We start from the raw sequence: 17,755 nt of genomic DNA, 5'->3' as shown, positions 1-17,755 counted from the left end.
GGCCTACGACCGCATGGCTCCTGGCGGTGCGGATGGTCGGAGGCCCGTACGCGGTGACGGGTCTCGTGTCTCAGTCCTCCGCGGTCGCCGCCGCGTAGGCGGCGCCCCGGCCCCGGGCGCGGGCGACGATCTCGCCCGCCCGGACGCGCACCGCGGCCTCGGTGGTGTCGTCGGCGTCCGGGAGTCCGGCGGCCGAGGCGATGGCGGAGCCGTCATCGAGGACGAGGTGAGGGCCCTGCCAGGCGTCCGGCGCGAGCACACCGCGCAGGCACCCGATGAGGTCGCCGACCCGGAGCCGGATGAGCCGCCCGGTCTCGGCGGGGTCGCTCGTGACCACGGCCACGGTGATCCGGTCGCCCGGACGGGCCGCGCGGACGGCCTCCTCGGCGGCCTCCAGCCGGTCCGCGCCGAGGACCGCGACCACGCCGTCGGCGTCGAGGCCGACCTGGCGGCCGGTGATCTCATCCCGCGACGACGCGGGCGGCCGCCAGGGCTCCTCGACCACGTCCGCCAGGGGGACGAAGGGCAGGTACGGCGGATCCCAGGTGTCGGCGAGGTCGAGGCCCGCCAGGTGCTCGCAGGCGCGTGCCACGTCGAAGGGGTCGCCGAAGCCGGGCGCGGTGTCGGCGAGGTGGCCGGCCCCGTCCAGCAGGGTGAGGACCAGCTCGGCCAGCCGCACCCGGCGTCCCGCACGCGGTGCGGCTGCTTCCAGCGTGAGCGCGAGGAGCAGCGCCTCCAGCTTGGCGGCCTGCGCCAGCGTGGTGCGGCCCGGATCGTCGTCGAACACCCCGGCCAGCGAGCGCAGGCGCAGCTTGCCGCCGGCGGAGGTGTCACCGATCATCGGCAGCCGTTCGAGCCGGGCGCGGGCGAACCGGCTCAGTGCCTCGGCCGGGCCCGCGGGCTCGATCGAGTCGACCAGGACCGCCAGGTAGAGCGCGCGCTTGCTCGGGAAGTTGGAGTAGACAGCGCCACGGGTCAGCTCGGCCCGCTCCGCGATCCGGTCGACCTTCGCGTCGGTGTAGCCACGCTCGGCGAACTCCTGTCCCGCCGCGGCCAGCACCGCCGCGCGGGTGCGTTCCTGCTGCTGCGCCCGGGTCAGCCTGACCATCGCGCCCCCTTCACTCCCTCATTACGATACTCACAACACTCCGATGCCGCGACCATCTCAATGCTTCGCCAGAAGCGATACGCCAGAGGAGAACGGCCCTGATATTCGGGCCCATGGTCCCGCCGGGGAAGTGACCTGTAGCCGATGACGCCGCCCGTGCGGCGGGCCTAGCGTTTCCCTCGTCCCGTTCCCCGCTCCCTCATGACGATCTCGCCGTTCAGACAGGAAGTGCCTCTTGACCGCACAGGACGCCACGCTGGCGACGATCCGCGCCCATCACGACCGGCTCGGCCGGACCATGTCCGACCACGCGCTCACCATCCGCCGCTCGATCGACCGGCTGACCTCGCCGGCGCCCCGGCGGGAGGTGCTGGTCGCCTTCTGCACCGAGGAGATGCTGCCGCACGCGATGGCGGAGGAGGAGACGCTCTACCGCGTCGCCGGCGACCTGCCGCGCACCCGGCTGCTGGTCCAGGCCATGCACGGCGAGCATCTCACCCTGCGCGAGCTGACCGGCGACCTCGCCGCCGCCGGCACCCAGGGCGAGATCATCGGCCTGGCCGCCGCCCTGAACGCCGTCTTCCAGTCACATCTGGTCAAGGAGAACGAGATCCTGCTGCCGGCGCTGATCGACGCCGGGGTCGATCTCGCGGCCCTCCTCGACGGGATGCACGAGGTCCTCGGCGCGGCCGGCAGCGGCGACCACCAGGCGGTCCAGCGACCGGCGGCGGCCGGCCCGGCCCCCGAGCTCGACGTGTGCGCGCTCCCTCCGGCCCAGCGCCACGAGCGGATCTTCGCCACCTTCCACGGCCTGACCGAGGGGACGGCGTTCATGCTCGTCAACGACCACGATCCCAAGCCGCTCTACTACCAGTTCGCCGCCGAGCACCCCGGCGAGTTCACCTGGGACTACGCCGAGTCCGGCCCGGAGCTGTGGCGGGTCCGGATCGGGCGTCCCTGACGGCTCAGGTCGCCGGTAGGGCGGTGGCCAGCAGGATGATGCCGATCGAGCCGATCAGGGAGGCCACCGCCAGGGCACGGGCCGAGCGCCGGTGCCCTGCGCCGGTGGCCCAGCCGTGCAGTCCCGCCGCGACCATGACCGCGCAGAACAGCCCCAGCTTGGCGGCCAGGATCCGCCCGTAGCCAGGCTCGGCCAGCGACGCCCAGGTGACGCCCTTGTGCCAGGCGATGGCCACGCCGGTGGCGAGCTGCACGGGCAGGAACACGACACCGGTGATCATCCCGAACCGGCGGCCGATCGCGGTCAGCATCCGGCCGCGCCGCTCGTCGTCCAACTGGCGGCGCGCCAGCGGCAGCACCACCAGGGAGACCGTGAGCTGCCCGCCGACCCACAGCGCCGCCGACAGCACGTGCAGGAACCTCACCACCGACCACCAGGTCACCGGGCACCCACCCTGAACAGGCCGTGCGCGCCGCCCTCAGCCTGGCGCATCGTGTGGTCCACCACCGGGTACGTGGCCGGCTCGGGGAAGACCAGCTCGGCGAAACCGCCCTGAGCCGGGGCCAGATCCAGCACCTGGGCGCCGCCAGGATCACTCTCACGCAACAGGTACGCACCTTCTCTGTAGATCGTGTCGAACGGCGCCCCCACCACGTGCAGCGCCGTGCCAGAGCTGGGGCCGGCCGCCACGGCCCAGATCCGCACCCGCTCGCCGGCCTTCGCCGTCAGGGGCGCGTGGTCGTACCCGGCGGCGGTGCCGTTGAACATCCAGCCGTCCGGGCGGCCCTCGCGGATCTTGGCCACCTGGGCGGCACCGCCCGGCTCGCCGAGGTGGAGCTCACCCTGCACCAGAAGGTACTCCCGGTCGACCTTCGGCAGGCCGGGCGGGTCGATGATCACCGCGCCGTACATGCCGTTCGCGATGTGCTGCGTCATCGGCATGGTGGAGCAGTGGTAGAGCCACGCTCCGGCGAACTCCGCCCGGAAGCGGTAGGTGAGCCGCTCCCCCGGCGTGATGCTCCGCATCACGCCGTCGGGCGCGTTCGCCCCGGCGTGGAAGTCGATGCCGTGGTCCATGCTGCCGCCGTTGACGAAGGTGACCGTGAAGACGTCGCCGACGCGGCCGCGCAGCACCGGCCCGGGGACGGTGCCGTTGTACGTCCACACGCGCTGCCGTACGCCGGGCGCGACCTCGCGCACGACCTTGTCGTCCACACGGAGCTCGACCTCGTGCTCCGTCCCGCCGGGCGCGGGTTCGAGTGCCGCGTCGTACGGGGTCCAGCCCGGTGACATGGGCGCGGACAGGTCGAGGGGGTCACCGAAAGCACTGTGCCCGTTGTGCCTGGTGTCAGCGGGCAGGGCCGGGGCCCCCGGCCGGGACGACGCGCATGGTCATGCCCGCGGCGCGGTGCCCGGCGACGGTGCACCAGCCGTCCACCGCCTCGCCCAGCGGCCGCAGGGTCAGCGTGGCGCTCTGCCCGATCCCCAGCATGGGGGTGCGTTCGCCGGTGGCCAGCCGCAGGTCGTGCCGCTGGGCGTCGGTGTTGGTGACGCGCAGCGTCAGGACGGTGCCGGGAGCGGCCTCGATCACCGAAGGCCGGATGCTCATCCCGGACAGCGTCACCTCGACCGTCCGGGCGCCGGTGGCGGTGACCTGCGTCCGTGGCCCGGCCCCGCCGGTCGTCGCCACCACGACCGCCGCCGCCGTCAGCAGGCAGCCGGCCGCGACCCCGGCCATCGCGGGCCAGGCCCGCCCGCGCCCCTCGCGGTCGCGGGCGGGCCGTTCCTCGACCGCGCGCGTCCTCGTCAGCGCGAGCACGGCCAGCATGACGAACGCGGCGCCGGCGGCCAGCACCAGCGCCCAGCCCAGCAGCCTGAGCGGCGCGGGCACCGGCAGCGCCAGCAGCGGGACTCCGAGGTTGAGCGCCGCCAGCCGGGCCACCCAGCCGCGCTCCAGCAGCGCCGCGTTCTCCTTGAACCTGGCAGGGCCGCCGCCCAGCACCGCGGGCAGCAGGTGCAGCAGCGAGCCGAGCAGCACCTGGGCGACGAACCCGGCCAGCACGAGCGGCAGCAGCGGCGCCAGCGCGGCGGCCACCTCCCCCGCCGGGCGAGTGGCCAGGATCACCAGGTCGGCGACGATCGCCACCTCGAACCAGACGACGGAGGCCCCCAGCATCCAGGCCGCCCCGGTGTGCGGGCGGCGCCGGCGGGCCGCGTCGGCCAGCGGCACCAGCGCGGTCAGCGTGCCTGCCGCGTACGCGACCAGCCCGGCGAGCGCGACCCACCGCCAGCCGGTCACCAGCCCGGCGACGGCCACGGCCAGGCCCGCCGCCACCAGCGGCAGCCCGGCCCGTGACGCCCGGCGGGTCCGCTCCGACATGCGGGTGCGCAGGACCGTCGGCCACAGAGTGAACAGCGTGCCCAGCACGGTCAGGCCGATCCAGCCGAGCAGGTTCACCTGGGCGTGCGCGGCGTGCAGCCGTTCGTACGTCTCACCGTGGACCGCGTGCGCCGCCAGCAGCCCGCCGAGGACGCCGCCGGCGGCCAGCGCCCCGGCCGCGCAGACGTACCAGCCGATGACGTGACCGAATCTGCCCGGCAGCGCGTGCCGTACCAGCGAGATCAGGGCGTGGGCGTGCCACAGCACGACGGCCACCGCCACGCCCGCCCCGGCCGCGGCCAGGTGCCAGGGTCCGGCCGCGACGCCGTACAGGATCGCCAGTGTCGCGGCGTTCAGCAGCGCGAGCCGCGTCAGGCTCCAGCGCTGGTCGGGCGTGCGCGCCCGCAGGAGCGCCACGGTGAAATGCTCGCTCCAGATGAGGACGGCGGTGGAGACGGCGCCCAGCAGGAACACGTGGACGAGCAGCCAGCGGGGCGCCGGCAGCGCCTCCCCGGCGAGCGCCACCGCGACGGTCAGGCCCAGCCAGCCGAGCACGATCGCGTTCGCCCGCAGGTGCCATGACGCGCGCGGGCGCGGCGGCGTGAACGGTTGCGGGCCCTTCTGTATGCGTACCTCGACGGGGTTCACCGCGGGCACCTTCCTATCGTGACCGGCGCGCGAGCACGCCACCGCGACCGCGCATCCGGCGAACAAGAGCAGAGCGAGTACGGCCAGCACGCCGCCCAGCGTGCGCACCGGGCCCAGCGCGGTCAGGTCGCCGGCGACGCGGGCGGCGACCGCCGCGTGCAGCAGCGCCAGCGGCGCGTACAGCACCGGCCGGTACGGCAGCCGCACGCGGAGCAGCGCGGGCAGGATCACCGGGGCGTGGCCGAAGACCATCGACATCACGAAGCCGAGGAACAGGGCGTGCAAGGCCGCGTCGTACAGATGGCCGCCGGTCGTCAGGCCCGTGGCCGCCCACAGCGCGCCGGCCGCCGCCAGCCAGCCGTAGCCGGCCAGCAGGCAGACGGCCGCGTACCGGGGCAGTCCGGAGCCGCGGACCGTCCGGCGGGCCACGTCGTGCCAGGCCAGCCAGGCGGCCACCGCGAGCATCCCGGCCCCCGCCGTCCGCGCGCCCGCGCCGGGGTTCGCGAGGGAGACCACCGCTCCCGCGCCGAGCAGCGCGGCCGCGCCCATCAGCCCGCCCCGGACGCCGGCCCGCGGGAACGCGACGTGCGCCAGCTCCAGCCGCTCGGCGGCGATGGTCAGCACGTGGAAGGCGGCGAACCAGACGATCAGCTCCGGGATCGGCCGTCCGGCCAGCCAGAGCAGACCGCCGGCGAACCAGGGCAGTCCCCCGGCCAGCTGCAGGGCGGTCTCGCGGCTCAGCCGCCGCCCCAGCAGCGCCACGTACACGCCCACCAGCCAGCCGCCGGCGGCGGTGAGCGCCAACCGGCCGAGCGGCTCGACGCCGGCGGCCAGCGCGACGGCGCCCAGCCCGGACAGGGCGGGGGCGAGGTAGGCCCAGCGGCTGCGCAGCGCCACCGCGCGCTCCAGCGCGATCAGCGTGCCCAGGAAGCCCAGTGCCATCAGCGGCCCGTGCTGCTCGGTGAACGCCACCGGCGCGGGCACCTGGGCGATCAGCAGCGCCAGGCCCCCGGACAGGCCCGCGAGCAGCGCGACGGCGGCCCCGGCCAGCAGCGGGAGCCTGCCGACGGCCAGGCGCGCGCGTACCGGGCCAGACGCCGGCACGGCGGGGCCGGTGGGCGCGTGGGGACTGTGGGGATCGCGGGGGCGCGCTGACGCGGGTGGTGTGGACACGGCCGGATGTGCTCTCCGCGGGTGGTCAGGTGGAGGGGACGTGCCCCACGCTAGGCCCGGACCCCGTCTCGGCGACCGGGCCGAAGGTCACCTTCACCGGGACCAAAGTCCTTTCCCGCACCGGCCGGCGGGTGCCGGTGAGATCCGGGCCGCGACGCGCGCCGTGCACGCAGGCCGTCCTGCCGGTGCCGGCCGGTGACGAGCCGGCCAGGCCGGTGACATGGGCAGACAGCGTCGCCGCGCAGCCGGCGCAAGCCCGTCCCTGCCCGTGAGCGACTCCTCACGGGTGGAAGAGATGACTTAGGTCCCTGTCACGGACGGACGCGCGACGGGAGGATGGCAGGGTGATATCCAGCACGGCGGGCACGCGAGACCTCAGGGACCTGCCCGAGGCGGAGGCGCTGCGGCGCCTGGCCAGCGTGCCGCTGGGCCGGATCGTCTTCACCCGCCAGGCGCTTCCGGCGGTGCGGCCGGTGAATCACATCGTCGTGGACGGCCAGGTGATCATCCGCTCCGACCTGGGCACCATCCTCAGCGCCGAGGTGGCGCCGGCCGGGGCGGTGGTGGCCTTCGAGGCCGACGAGCTCGACGCGGCCGAGCGGCTCGGCTGGAGCGTGATCATCACCGGCATGGCGCGCCTGGTCACCGACCCGCGGGAGATCGAGCGGTTCAAGGCCCGCCTGAGCCCCTGGGTGGCCGGGACCATGGACCAGGTGATCCGCATCCGCCCGGAGATCGTCACCGGCTTCGAGCTGGTGCCGGCCTAGCGGGACGACTCATCCGGCCGCCTCCCGCAGGGCCGCGAGACGTCCGATGGACCATCTCCGGCGTCGTCGGCGGACATGGTCCCGGAGCAGCGGTCCCTACTGCGCGGCTTGTCTCGGGAGCACCATCTTGGACGTCTGCATGAGGGCGACCGCGGCGATGCCGACGATGGGCAGGATGGTTAGCTGCCACAGCCCCGCGCCGTCCCAGCCGAGCAGTCCGACCAGCCGGGCGAACAGCAGCCCGGAGAAGGCGGCCGCGACGTAGTAGAAGAGGATGAACAGCCCGGCGCCGCGTCCGACGTGCTGAGGACGTACGGCCCGCTGCATCGCGGTGGCGCAGTTGGTGAAGAGGAACCCGCTGCCGAAGGTGCCGACCAGGAAGGACAGCACGTACTGGGCCGAGGGGGTGGTGGCGACCTGGTACATGAAGTAGGTGCTGACGGCGGTCGCGGCGAGGGAGAAGGCGAGCAGGCGCGGCTGGTTCATCCGGTCGCCCAGCCAGCCGGCGGGCAGGGCCATCATCGCGCCGAAGCCGAAGAAGGACACGGCCAGCGCGGCGTCCTCAGGGGTGAAGCCGAGCGACTCGCGGAGGAACGTCGGGTACAGCCCGAGGTAGCCGTAGACGACCAGGCCGGACACGGCGGACACGATGCCCACGCCGAGGGTGTTGCGGTTGTACGGCGAGGCGGGCACGTGGTCGTAGGAGACGGCGGCGGAATCGGTGCCGCCACCGGTGACGGCCTCGGTCAGCTTGCGCGACACGAAGAGGGCGGTCAGCAGGCAGAGCACCAGCCCGGCCGAGGCGAACAGGAAGAAGGGGGCGCGCCAGGTGCCGAAGCCGGTGGCGATGTCGGTGCCGACGAGCGGGCCGAGGAAGACGCCCGCGCCGAAGGCGACACCGATCACGCCGGCGGCGACCGAGCGGCGGTGGAAGAAGAACGCGCCGACGATCGCGTACAGGGCGGTGGCCTGGACGCCCTCGCCCACGCCGGACAGGAGCCGGTAGACGCTCATGTCGGCGATGCCCACCGACAGTGGGATGGCGAGCGTGCCGAGGGAGTAAACCAGGACGCTGACCATGATGATGCTCTTGCGGGAGAGCCGGTCGGCCAGATAGCCGGTCGGCAGTCCGGCCAGCGCCAGCCCCAGCGTGAAGCCCGTCGCCAGCCACCCCGACTCCGCCAGGGTGAACCCGAGCTCTTTCGAGATGTCGGGCAGCAGGGGGTAGAACAGCTGCCGGTCCATGGCGTTGAGCATGTACGTGGCGCAAAGGACGGCGAAGCCGACGGCGATGGACACCTTGGTCAACTGGTCGGACCGAGCGGTGCTCTGATCGGGTGGTTGTTGAGCGGTGCTGCTCATGTGCTGCTCCAATCGGAGGGTGGATCGCGCGCAAGGCCGCTGGTGGCGCTGGTTCGGGACGGGGGTTCCGGACGTTCGTCCGCATCACGGTCGCTCACGGGTGGCCCTAGAATGATGTGATGAATGACACCTGTCAAGAGGGTGCATTCACCGGGACCGCTACAGCTTTGCGGTCCAGGTGTCCGAGTCGCGGACAGCTTGGGACTCATCCCTTAGAGTCGGCTGCACACAGCCGTACCGGAAATACTCCTAAGGAGTAGTGATCGCCGTGGCCCGTCGAAGCAGCGACCCTGACTTCATCGAAGCGCTCGCCAGGGGCCTTGACGTGATCCGGGCATTTCGCCCCAACCGTCCAGTGATGACGCTGTCCGAGGTCGCCACCGAAGCCGGCCTGGCCCGGCCCACGGCGCGGCGCATCCTGCTCACCCTGGAGGAGCTCGGCTACGCCCGGGCCGACGAGAACGGGTTCGCGCTCACACCGCGGATCATGGAGCTCGGGGTGGCCTACGTCCGGTCGACAGGGCTGTGGGAGATCGCCCGGCCGCACATGGAGTGGCTGGTCGCGCGCACGCACCAGTCGTCCTCGATCGCCCAGCTGGACGGCTCCGACATCGTGTACGTGGCCCGCGTCGCGGTGCCCAAGATCGTGACACTGCGGGTCGACATCGGCACCCGGTTCCCGGCCGCGGCCACCTCGCTGGGCAAGGTCCTGCTGGCCGCGCTGCCCCCCGCCCAGCTGGCGTCGGTGCTGGCCGAGCCGGGGCGCTCCGGCGTGCAGCCGAGCGCGAGCCCCTGCGAGGAGGAGCTGGAGGCGGCGCTGCGCGAGGTGCGGGCCAAGGGCTGGGCGCTGACCGACCAGCAGCTCGCGCCCGCGATCCGGTCGGTGGCCGCGCCGCTGCGCGACGGGTCCGGCCGGGTCATCGCGGCCCTCAACGTCAACGCCCACGCCGCCGAGACCTCGCTGCTGACCCTGGTCGACGAGTACCTCCCGCTGCTGCTGCAGGCCGCCGGCGAGATCAGCGCCGACTGGGCGCGGCACGAGTCGGTGCCGTACGTCACGGCGGGTTGACCCCCTTGACAGAAGAAAGCGGGACCTCCGAGACTGGCTCCAGCGGACAACCGTCCGCTTGACGGACGGAGAGGTTCTGAGCGGAATGACCAAGCTGACCGACGAGCGACAACGACCCGCCGGGCCACTGGCCGGTCTGCTCGTGGCCGACTTCTCCCGCATCCTGGCCGGGCCGTACTGCACGATGCTGCTCGCCGACCTCGGCGCCGAGGTGATCAAGGTGGAGTCGCCCGGCGGCGACGACACCCGGACCTGGATGCCGCCCACCCGCGACGGGGTGTCGACCTACTACCTCGCCATCAACCGCAACAAGCGCTCGATCGCCCTGGACCTGCGCGATGACGGCGACCTCGCCGCCGCGCGGGAGCTGGCCGCGCGCGCCGACGTGGTGGTGGAGAACTTCAAGCCCGGCGGGCTGCGCCGCTTCGGCCTGGACTACGACAGCGTCAGCGAGGCCAATCCGGCCGTCGTGTACGCCTCGATCAGCGGGTTCGGCGCCGGCAAGGGGGCCGCGATCCCCGGCTACGACCTGATGGTGCAGGCCATCTCGGGGCTGATGAGCCTGACCGGCGATCCCGAGGGCCCGCCCTACCGCGCCGGCATCTCGGTGTTCGACGTGATGACCGGACTGCACGCCACGATCGGCATCCTCGCCGCGCTCCGGCACCGCGAGACCTCCGGCGACGGCCAGCACGTCGAGGTCAACCTGCTGTCCTCGGCGCTGTCCGGGATGGTCAACCACGGCAGCGCCTACGTGGCCGGCGGCGAGGTGCCGTTCCGGATGGGCAACGCCCACCCCAGCCTGTTCCCGTACGAACCGCTGCCCACCGCGGACGGCGAGCTCATCATCACCGCCGGCAACGACGGCCAGTTCGCCAAGCTGTGCCAGGCGCTCGGCCTGCCCGAGCTGGTGGACGACCCCCGCTTCGCGCGCACCGAGGACCGCACCGCCAACCGGGAGGAGCTGCGGCCGTTGCTGGTGGAGCGGTTGCGGACCCGGCCCAAGATGGAGTGGTTCCGCGAGCTGACCGCCGCCGGCGTGCCGGCCGGGCCGATCAACACCGTCGACGGCGGCGTGGCCTTCGCCGAGGAGGTCGGCCTCGACCCGGTCGTCTCCGTCGGCGAGGGCGACCAGGCCATCCCCTCGGTCCGCAACCCCATCGGCTTCTCCGCCACCCCCGCTCGCTACGACCTGCCGCCGCCCTCGCTCGACGAGCACGGCGCGGAGATCCGCAAGTGGCTCGCGAGCCCCGACCCGACCAGGAGCGTCACGTGACCGACGGCGACACCACGCCCCGCTTCCCCACCTCGATCGGCACGTCCGACGCGAGCACGATCCGGCTGCTCGGCCACGATCTGTCCAACGACCTGATCGGCAAGGTCGGCTTCGGCGAGCTGGCCTTCTGGCTCGTCGCGCAGCGCCGCCCGACGCCGTCGCAGGTGCGGGTGTTCGAGGCGGTCCTGGTGGCGCTGGCCGACCACGGCTTCACCCCCACGGCCCTGGCCGCCCGGCTCACCTACCTGAGCGCGCCCGAATCCCTGCAGGGCGCGATCGCCGCCGGGCTCCTCGGCGGCGGCTCACGCTTCCTCGGCGTCACCGAGGACTGCGGCCGCTTCCTCGCCGACACCCTCGCCGATCACCAGGGCGAGCCGCCCCGCACCGACGAGGAGTGGGACGCGCTCGCGCTGACCGCCGTGACCGAGGCCCGCGCCGCCAAGCGGTTCGTGCCCGGCCTGGGCCACCCGGTGCACAAGAGCGCCGACCCGCGCACCGCCGTGCTCATCGGCATCGCCGAGGAGGAGGGCCTGCGCGGACCCCACCTGCGGCTGTTCGAGGCCATCGGCCGGGTCCATCCGCAGGTGCTGGGCCGCACGCTGCCGCTCAACGGCGCCGGCGTGTGCGGCGCCGCGCTCGCCGACCTCGGCCTGCCGGTCGAGCTGCTGCGCGGCTTCGCGCTGCTCGCGCGCACCGCCGGTCTGCTCGGCCACATCGCCGAGGAACGCACCCGGCCGATCGGGATGGACGTCTATCTGACGGTCGACCGTAACGCCACGTACGTCAGCCCCGAATCCGAATAGTCACCGACCCCCCAAGGAGCCGCCATGGCCATCGTCACCGCGGTCATCGCGTCGACGCACCATCCGTTCTACTACCGGGCGAGCACCTCCCAGGGTGAGGACCGGCCTCCGTTCGCCGACGCATGGGTGCGCAAGGTGGAGGCGTTCCGCGAAACGCTGACCAGGGCCAACCCGGACGTGCTGGTCATGGTCGGATCCGACCACTTCCACCAGCTGTGGCTGGACAACATGCCGCAGTTCCTGGTCGGCAAGGCACCGTTCTACGACGCGAACTGGTACAACGAGGAGCGCGAGTTCGGCCTGCCCCGGATGCGGATGCGCGGCCAGGAGGACCTGTCCTCGCACATCCTGCGCGGCGGCCTGGACTCCGGTTTCGACCTGGCCTTCAGCAACGAGCTGCGCATCGATCACAGCGTGACCTGCCCGATCATCACGCTGCGCCCGCAGAACGACCTGCCGATCGTGCCCATCTACACCAACATCTTCGCGCCGCCGCTGCCGCAGCCGAAGCGGTTCGTGCAGCTCGGCAAGGCCATCCGGGAGCTCGTCGAGTCCTGGCCGTCGGACCTGCGGGTCGCCGTCATCGGCACCGGTCACCTGTCGCTCGAGCTCGGCGGGCCGCGCCAGTTCGGGCCGCACGGCCCCGATCCGGAGTTCGACGCCAGGGCCGTGGAGTGGATCGCGCAGGGCGACATCGAGGGCTGTCTGTCGGAGGTCACCCTGGACAGCCTGCACGGCCCCGGCAACGCCACCCATGGATTCATGGACTTCATGCTCATGATGGGCGTCGCCGGAGAGGGCCGGAAGGCCGACTACGTCGACACCCTCGACCTGTTCCACACCATGGAGGCCTACTTCACCTGGTACCCGAAGGGAGCGCCCGCATGAGCAAGTATCTGCTCAACAAGTTCCTCTACACCGTGGACCGCGACCCCGAGCTGGTCGAGCGCTATCGCGAGCAGCCGGTGGAGACCGTCGCCTGGTGGGAGCGCGAGCGCGCCAACGTGATCCTCAACGTGCCGGAGGCCGAGGCCAGCACCTGGCTGGCGTTCACCGACCAGGAGCGGGAGGCGCTGCGCACCCATGACTACAGCACGCTGTTCGAGCTGGGCGCCCACCCCTTCCTGACCCTGACGCTGTTCATCGCCATGTTCGAGCGCGACCATGCCGAGCCGCTCGGGTTCCAGCTCGAGTATGCGGCCCGGCTCGCGCACTTCTCCATGCCGTATCCGGACATCGCCACATGATGCGGGCCGCGACCATCCGCGCGTGCGGCCTGCCGCCCGCCATCACCACGCGTGAGGCTCCGGAGCAGCCGGACGGCACCGCGCTCGTCGGCGTGACCGCGGCCCCGATCACCCCGCTCGACGTGCTCTGCGCCACCGGCGCCTCCTACTTCGGCACGCCGGCCCTGCCGTACGTGCCGGGTGTGCAGGGGGTGGGCGTCGTCGAGCGGGCCGGCACGATCCCCAGCGGCACCGCGGTCTGGTTCAGCACCACGGCGGGGATGCGGCCGGGCGACGGCAGCATGGCCGACTACTGCGTGGTGCCGGAGGCCGACCTCGTGCCGCTGCCCGGCGGCGTCGAGGCGCCGCTGGTGGCGGCGCTCGGCCTGTCGGCGATCGCCGCCTGGATGGCGCTGACCTGGCGCGGCGAGTTGCGCGCCGGTGAGCAGGTCGTCATTCTCGGCGCGGGCGGCGTCGTCGGGCAGGTCGCCGTCCAGACGGCCCGCCTGCACGGCGCGCGGCGGGTGATCGCCGCCTGCCGTTCGGGCGCGGGCCGGCGACGCGCGTCCGAGCTGGGCGCCGACGCCATGGTGGACCTCTCGGGCGCCGACGACGTCGACACGCTGGCCGTACGCCTGCTCGACGCCTGTGACGGCCCGGTGGACCTGGTGCTCGACACGTTGTTCGGCCTGCCGGCGGCCGCGGCCCTGCGCACGTTGCGGCCGCACGGACGCCTGGTCAATCTCGGCAGCTCGGCCGGCGAGACCGCGCCGTTCGACTCCGCGACCCTGCGCAGCCGCTCGCTGCGGCTGCTCGGCTACACCAACAACGAGCTCACCGCCGAGCAGAGACGCGACGCCCTGGTGGCGGTCGTCGAGCACGCGGCGGCCGGGAAGATGAGCGTCCCGTACGACACCGTGCCGTTGACGGACGTCGCCACGGCATGGGAGCGGCAGGCCTCGGGGCAGTCTTCGCACCGGAGCGTGCTCACCACGGCACATTAATTCGGACACGCGTCCGTTTCTTGGGCCAACTCCCCTTTTACCTGCCCAGGGACTCGTGGCGGAGATGTTGACACAGGGACGAAATGCATTCATCGTTACAGCAACATTTCACCTGTCCGCTATGCGGCGACTTGTCCGTCACTCCGGTGATGAGAGAACTGGGACATCATGAGCGAGACGACCACCTCTGATACCTCCGATCGCCCCGTGGTCTTCCGTGGCGGGACCGTACTCACCATGGACGACCGGCACACCGTCCTGCGCGACGCCGACGTCCTGGTGATCGGCGAACGCATCGAGGCCGTCGGCCCCCAGCTCGACGTCCCGGCGGAGACCCTCGAGATCGACGCCCGTGGCGGCATCGTCATGCCCGGCATGATCGACACCCACCGGCACCTGTGGCAGACGGCCATGCGCGGCTACGGCGCCGACTGGACGCTCACCCAGTACTTCGTCTGGTACTACCTGGAGTCGGGCAAGTTCTTCCGGCCGGAGGACATCTACGCCGGCAACCTGCTGGGAGCCATCGAGGCCCTGGACGCCGGCGTGACCACCACGGTCGACTGGTCCCACGGGCTGCAGACGGTGGACCACGCCGACGCCGCGGTCGACGCCCTGGAGGCGGTCCCGGGCCGGTTCGTGCTCGGCTACGGCAACATCCAGCAGGGGCCGTGGGACTGGTCCGCCAAGCCGGAGTTCCGGGACTTCGTCACCCGGCGCATCGACGGCCGCGGGGACATGCTCGGCTTTCAGATGGCCTTCGACGTGACCGGCGACCCGGAGTTCCCCGAGCGCGCCGCCTTCGAGGTGGCCCGCGACCTCGACGTGCCGGTGAGCACGCACGCCGGCGTCTGGGGCGCCACCAACGACGACGGCATCCGTCTCATGCACGAGAACGGGTTCATGACCCCGTCGACCATCTACGTGCACGCCGCCACGCTCAGCCCCGACTCCTACAACCGGATCGCCGCCACCGGTGGCTCGGTCTCGGTGTCCACCGAGAGCGAGCAGAGCGCCGGCCAGGGCTACCCTCCCACCTGGCGGCTGCGTCAGCATGACATCCCGGTGTCGCTGTCCATGGACACCAGCGCCTGGTGGAGCGGCGACCTGTTCTCCGCCATGCGCACCACGCTCGGCGCCGACCGCTCCCGCGAGCACCTGGAGGCCCACGCCCGCCAGGAGACCATCACCCACTGCACCCTGCGCGCCGAGAACGTGGTCGACTGGGCCACCCGGGGCGGCAGCAAGGCGCTCGGACTGGACAGCGCCATCGGCAGCCTCGAACCCGGCAAGAAGGCCGACGTCGTCCTGATCAAGAACGACCGCTCGCCGGTGATGTTCCCGATCTTCAACCCGTACGGCCACGTGGCGCTGCAGGCGCAGCGCGGCGACGTGCACACGGTCCTGGTCAACGGGCGCATCGTCAAGCGCGACCACCGGCTCGTCGGCATCGACCTCGACCGGGCCCGGCAGGTCGTCGAGCAGACCGTCGACTACCTGAAGGCCGAGCTCGGCGAGGAGGCGTGGGAGAAGGGCATGAACCCCGACGTCCCGCAGGTCGAGGTCCTCGACAACCCGTACACCTACACCGATTACGGAACGTCGGCGACGCACAGCAACAGCGCCGAGTAGCCCCCCCCCCCCCCCGATGCGGGCCCGTGCCGACGCGAGTCGCCCGGCACGGGCCTCCGCTCACCAGGGCGAACCGATCGTGGCCGACATCGGGAGGGCGCGGGGAGGCACGCTCCACCCGCCGTACCGGCTTCCGGGGCGGGCAGGCGGCGTAGCAGGCCCTGCCGCTCTCCGCGCCGCCGCGTATCGCGGAGGGGACGAACCACGTCAACTGTTCTGACGTTCCTCAGGGCTTGACTTCCTCCCCCTCGTGAACGAGGCGGATTCCCACGGTCGCCCGCAGGGTTTCCTGCTTCACCGCCGACCGCCCGCCAGAGAGGACTCTCTGTGAGGTCTTACGTCAGCTCCACAGGCGTTTCACCTCTCCGCCAGCCCGGCGGCGAGGACGTTCTTCGCGGCGTTCACATCCCGGTCGTGGCTCGCGCCGCAGGCACAGGTCCATTCCCGGATGTTCAACGGCATCTGGTCCTGCAACGACCCGCACGCCGAGCACAGCTTGGAGGAGGGAAACCAGCGGTCTGCCACCACGAGCTCCCGCCCGTACCAGGCCGCCTTGTACTCCAGCATCATGCGCAGCTCCCGCCAGCCCGCATCCGAGATCGAACGCGCCAGCGAGTGATTCTTCACCATGGTGCGGACGGTCAGGGCTTCCACGACGATCACTTGATTCTCGCGAACAAGCCGTGTGCTGACCTTGTGCAAGTGGTCCCGGCGCCGGTCGGCGATACGGGCGTACACCCTGGCCACCCGCAGCCGCGCCTTGGCCCGGTTGTTGCTGCCCTTGTCGGTGCGGGCGAGCGCCCGCTGCGCCTTGGCCAGCCGGCGCCGATCCCGGCGCTCGTGGCGCGGGTTGACGATCTTCTCCCCGGTGGACAGCGTGGCCAGCGCCGTGAGGCCCGCGTCCACACCGACCACCGCCTCGACCGGTGCCAGCGGGCTGATCCTCTCCTCGCACAGCAGGGACACGAACCAACGCCCCGCCGCGTCCTTCGACACCGTCACCGTGGACGGCTCCGCCCCCTCGGGCAGCGGACGCGACCAGACGATGTCCAGCGGCGCGTTCATCTTCGCCAGGGTCAGCCGTCCATCCCGCCAGCGGAACGCCGAACGCGTGTACTCCGCCGACAGCCGCGACCTCTTACGAGACTTGAAGGTGGGATACCTGGCCCGTTCGGCGAAGAAGTTCGCGAACGCCGCCTGCAAATGACGCAACGCCTGCTGCAACGGCACCGACGACACCTCGAACAGGAAGTCGTACTCGCCGCCGCGCTTCCACTCCGTCAGCCGAGCCGACGACTCCACGTAGGAGAACCGACGCCCTTCCAGGGTGTAGGCGCGGGTGCGTTCTTCGAGGGCCTTGTTGTAGACCAGGCGGACGCAACCGAACGTCCGGGCAAGCTCTTCAGCCTGCTCAGAGGTCGGATAGAAGCGGTACTTGAACGCCCGCTTCACGAGCTGCGCCACGCCTCGCATCGTATCGCGCGATCACCTGACAGTCGCGCGTTTGTTCGAGGCACCGTCCCACGTTTCCTCCCCGCCCTGAAGGACGGGGTCTCCAAGCTCAAGGAGATTCGATGAAGTGACGTCATTCCGTTCGCCGGAGCGTCCGCAACGCGGCCGGACAGTCCCTTCGCCGTGTGCGATCATGGATCGATGCCGACGACCTGGGACGAGGCGTTCGCGAGCCGGTACGACGAGTGGTCGGCGCACATGACGGCCGACATCGCCTTCTACGTGGACCTCGCGCGTGCGGCGGACGGGCCGCTGGTCGAGCTGGCGGCCGGGAACGGGCGGGTCGCGATCCCGGTCGCGCGGGCCACCGGCCGGCCCGTCATCGGCATCGACATCTCGCCGACGATGCTCGCACAGGCGCGCGCCCACGCGGCCACCGCCGGGGTAGCGCTCGACCTGCGCGAGTGCGACCTGCGCGAACTCACCGTGGAGGAGCCGGCGGCGCTGATCTACTGCCCGTTCCGGTCGCTGCAGCACCTGCCGACGTGGGCCGACCGCCGCCGCGCGTTCGAGCGGGTCGCCGCCTCGCTCCGGCCGGGAGGACGGTTCGCCTTCGACGCCATCGCCTTCGACCACCGGATCGCCGCCCGGCTCGACGGCGTGCGCCAGGAGCGGCCCGTGCCGCACACGATCCGCTACGCGGTCGGCGACAACCGGATCGACATGGTCCTGGACGACGGCGCGACGAGCTCCTTATGGTGGGCGACGAAGAACGAGTGGCTCGGCCTCCTCGACGTCGCCGGTCTCGAACTGGAGGCCCTGTACGGAGGCTTCGCGCGCGAGCCGTACACCGAGGACAGCCGGGAGTACGTGTTCGTCGCCCGCCGCCCGTAG

15 protein-coding genes and 1 pseudogene are annotated in these 17,755 nt (G+C 72.1%); 10 read left to right on the top strand and 6 right to left on the bottom strand.

Annotated elements, in window-relative coordinates; translation table 11 throughout:
• Positions 1-70 precede the first annotated feature (70 nt).
• Complete coding sequence (locus ACTMTF_RS06955) at positions 71-1,108, bottom strand: TetR family transcriptional regulator (protein ID WP_441109763.1); 1,038 nt, start codon at positions 1,106-1,108, stop codon at positions 71-73.
• A gap of 235 nt (positions 1,109-1,343) precedes the next feature.
• Between ACTMTF_RS06955 and ACTMTF_RS06950 the strand changes: the two genes are divergently transcribed.
• Positions 1,344-2,069, top strand: a complete 726-nt coding sequence (locus ACTMTF_RS06950; protein WP_441109762.1) for a DUF2249 domain-containing protein — start codon at positions 1,344-1,346, stop codon at positions 2,067-2,069.
• Positions 2,070-2,073: 4 nt separating this feature from the next.
• Here the strand turns inward: ACTMTF_RS06950 and ACTMTF_RS06945 are convergent, their stop codons facing one another.
• Genes ACTMTF_RS06945 through ACTMTF_RS06935 form a run of 3 tightly spaced genes read right to left on the bottom strand, consistent with a single transcriptional unit; the run spans position 2,074 to position 6,201 of the window.
• A complete protein-coding gene (locus ACTMTF_RS06945; RefSeq protein WP_441109761.1) occupies positions 2,074-2,511 on the bottom strand; it encodes a DUF4149 domain-containing protein in 438 nt (145 codons plus the stop codon).
• Positions 2,508-3,362, bottom strand: a complete 855-nt coding sequence (locus ACTMTF_RS06940; RefSeq protein WP_441109760.1) for a multicopper oxidase domain-containing protein — start codon at positions 3,360-3,362, stop codon at positions 2,508-2,510. Before ACTMTF_RS06940 ends, ACTMTF_RS06945 begins: the two co-directional genes overlap by 4 nt.
• 55 nt (positions 3,363-3,417) lie before the next feature.
• Positions 3,418-6,201 (bottom strand): hypothetical protein, encoded by a 2,784-nt coding sequence (locus ACTMTF_RS06935; protein WP_441109759.1) that lies wholly within the window; start codon positions 6,199-6,201, stop codon positions 3,418-3,420.
• A 413-nt stretch (positions 6,202-6,614) separates the two neighbouring features.
• On the opposite strand from ACTMTF_RS06935, the gene ACTMTF_RS06930 reads away from it, so the two are divergent.
• Positions 6,615-7,037, top strand: coding sequence for a pyridoxamine 5'-phosphate oxidase family protein (locus ACTMTF_RS06930; RefSeq protein WP_441109758.1), 423 nt, complete (start codon positions 6,615-6,617; stop codon positions 7,035-7,037).
• Positions 7,038-7,133: 96 nt separating this feature from the next.
• On the opposite strand, the gene ACTMTF_RS06925 is transcribed toward ACTMTF_RS06930, so the two are convergent.
• The gene (locus tag ACTMTF_RS06925) at positions 7,134-8,399 is read right to left on the bottom strand and encodes an MFS transporter (protein WP_441109757.1); all 1,266 of its coding nucleotides are present in this window, start codon (positions 8,397-8,399) and stop codon (positions 7,134-7,136) included.
• A 259-nt stretch (positions 8,400-8,658) separates the two neighbouring features.
• On the opposite strand from ACTMTF_RS06925, the gene ACTMTF_RS06920 reads away from it, so the two are divergent.
• The 7 genes from ACTMTF_RS06920 to ACTMTF_RS06890 all read left to right on the top strand — a co-directional run bounded on the left by ACTMTF_RS06920 (position 8,659) and on the right by ACTMTF_RS06890 (position 15,409).
• On the top strand, positions 8,659-9,468 hold the full coding sequence (locus tag ACTMTF_RS06920) for an IclR family transcriptional regulator domain-containing protein (protein WP_441109756.1): 810 nt from the start codon (positions 8,659-8,661) through the stop codon (positions 9,466-9,468).
• Between the two features lie 85 nt (positions 9,469-9,553).
• Positions 9,554-10,744, top strand: a complete 1,191-nt coding sequence (locus ACTMTF_RS06915; RefSeq protein ID WP_441109755.1) for a CaiB/BaiF CoA transferase family protein — start codon at positions 9,554-9,556, stop codon at positions 10,742-10,744.
• Positions 10,741-11,547: a citryl-CoA lyase gene (locus ACTMTF_RS06910; protein WP_441109754.1), complete on the top strand. Its 807-nt coding sequence runs from the start codon at positions 10,741-10,743 to the stop codon at positions 11,545-11,547. Before ACTMTF_RS06915 ends, ACTMTF_RS06910 begins: the two co-directional genes overlap by 4 nt.
• A gap of 24 nt (positions 11,548-11,571) precedes the next feature.
• Positions 11,572-12,435: an extradiol ring-cleavage dioxygenase gene (locus tag ACTMTF_RS06905; protein WP_441109753.1), complete on the top strand. Its 864-nt coding sequence runs from the start codon at positions 11,572-11,574 to the stop codon at positions 12,433-12,435.
• Positions 12,432-12,794, top strand: coding sequence for a hypothetical protein (locus ACTMTF_RS06900; RefSeq protein WP_396999158.1), 363 nt, complete (start codon positions 12,432-12,434; stop codon positions 12,792-12,794). Before ACTMTF_RS06905 ends, ACTMTF_RS06900 begins: the two co-directional genes overlap by 4 nt.
• Entirely contained in the window at positions 12,791-13,777 is a 987-nt protein-coding gene (locus ACTMTF_RS06895; RefSeq protein WP_441109752.1) for a quinone oxidoreductase family protein, read from the top strand. The genes ACTMTF_RS06900 and ACTMTF_RS06895 overlap by 4 nt, the downstream gene beginning before the upstream one ends.
• 168 nt (positions 13,778-13,945) lie before the next feature.
• A complete protein-coding gene (locus ACTMTF_RS06890) occupies positions 13,946-15,409 on the top strand; it encodes an amidohydrolase family protein (RefSeq protein WP_441109751.1) in 1,464 nt (487 codons plus the stop codon).
• 226 nt (positions 15,410-15,635) lie between these two features.
• On the opposite strand, the pseudogene ACTMTF_RS06885 reads toward ACTMTF_RS06890, so the two are convergent.
• Positions 15,636-16,882, bottom strand: a pseudogene (locus ACTMTF_RS06885) (RNA-guided endonuclease InsQ/TnpB family protein).
• Between the two features lie 180 nt (positions 16,883-17,062).
• Between ACTMTF_RS06885 and ACTMTF_RS06880 the strand changes: the two are divergent.
• Positions 17,063-17,755 carry a class I SAM-dependent methyltransferase gene (locus ACTMTF_RS06880; protein WP_441109750.1) on the top strand — a complete coding sequence of 231 codons (693 nt, stop codon included), beginning with the start codon at positions 17,063-17,065 and terminating at the stop codon, positions 17,753-17,755.

Origin of the sequence: Nonomuraea sp. ZG12 (assembly GCF_052068115.1) — a bacterium.
Taxonomy (GTDB): Bacteria; Actinomycetota; Actinomycetes; order Streptosporangiales; family Streptosporangiaceae; genus Nonomuraea.
The sequence above is the reverse complement of the archived record's forward strand: the minus strand, read 5'-3'. Positions and strand labels throughout refer to the sequence as shown.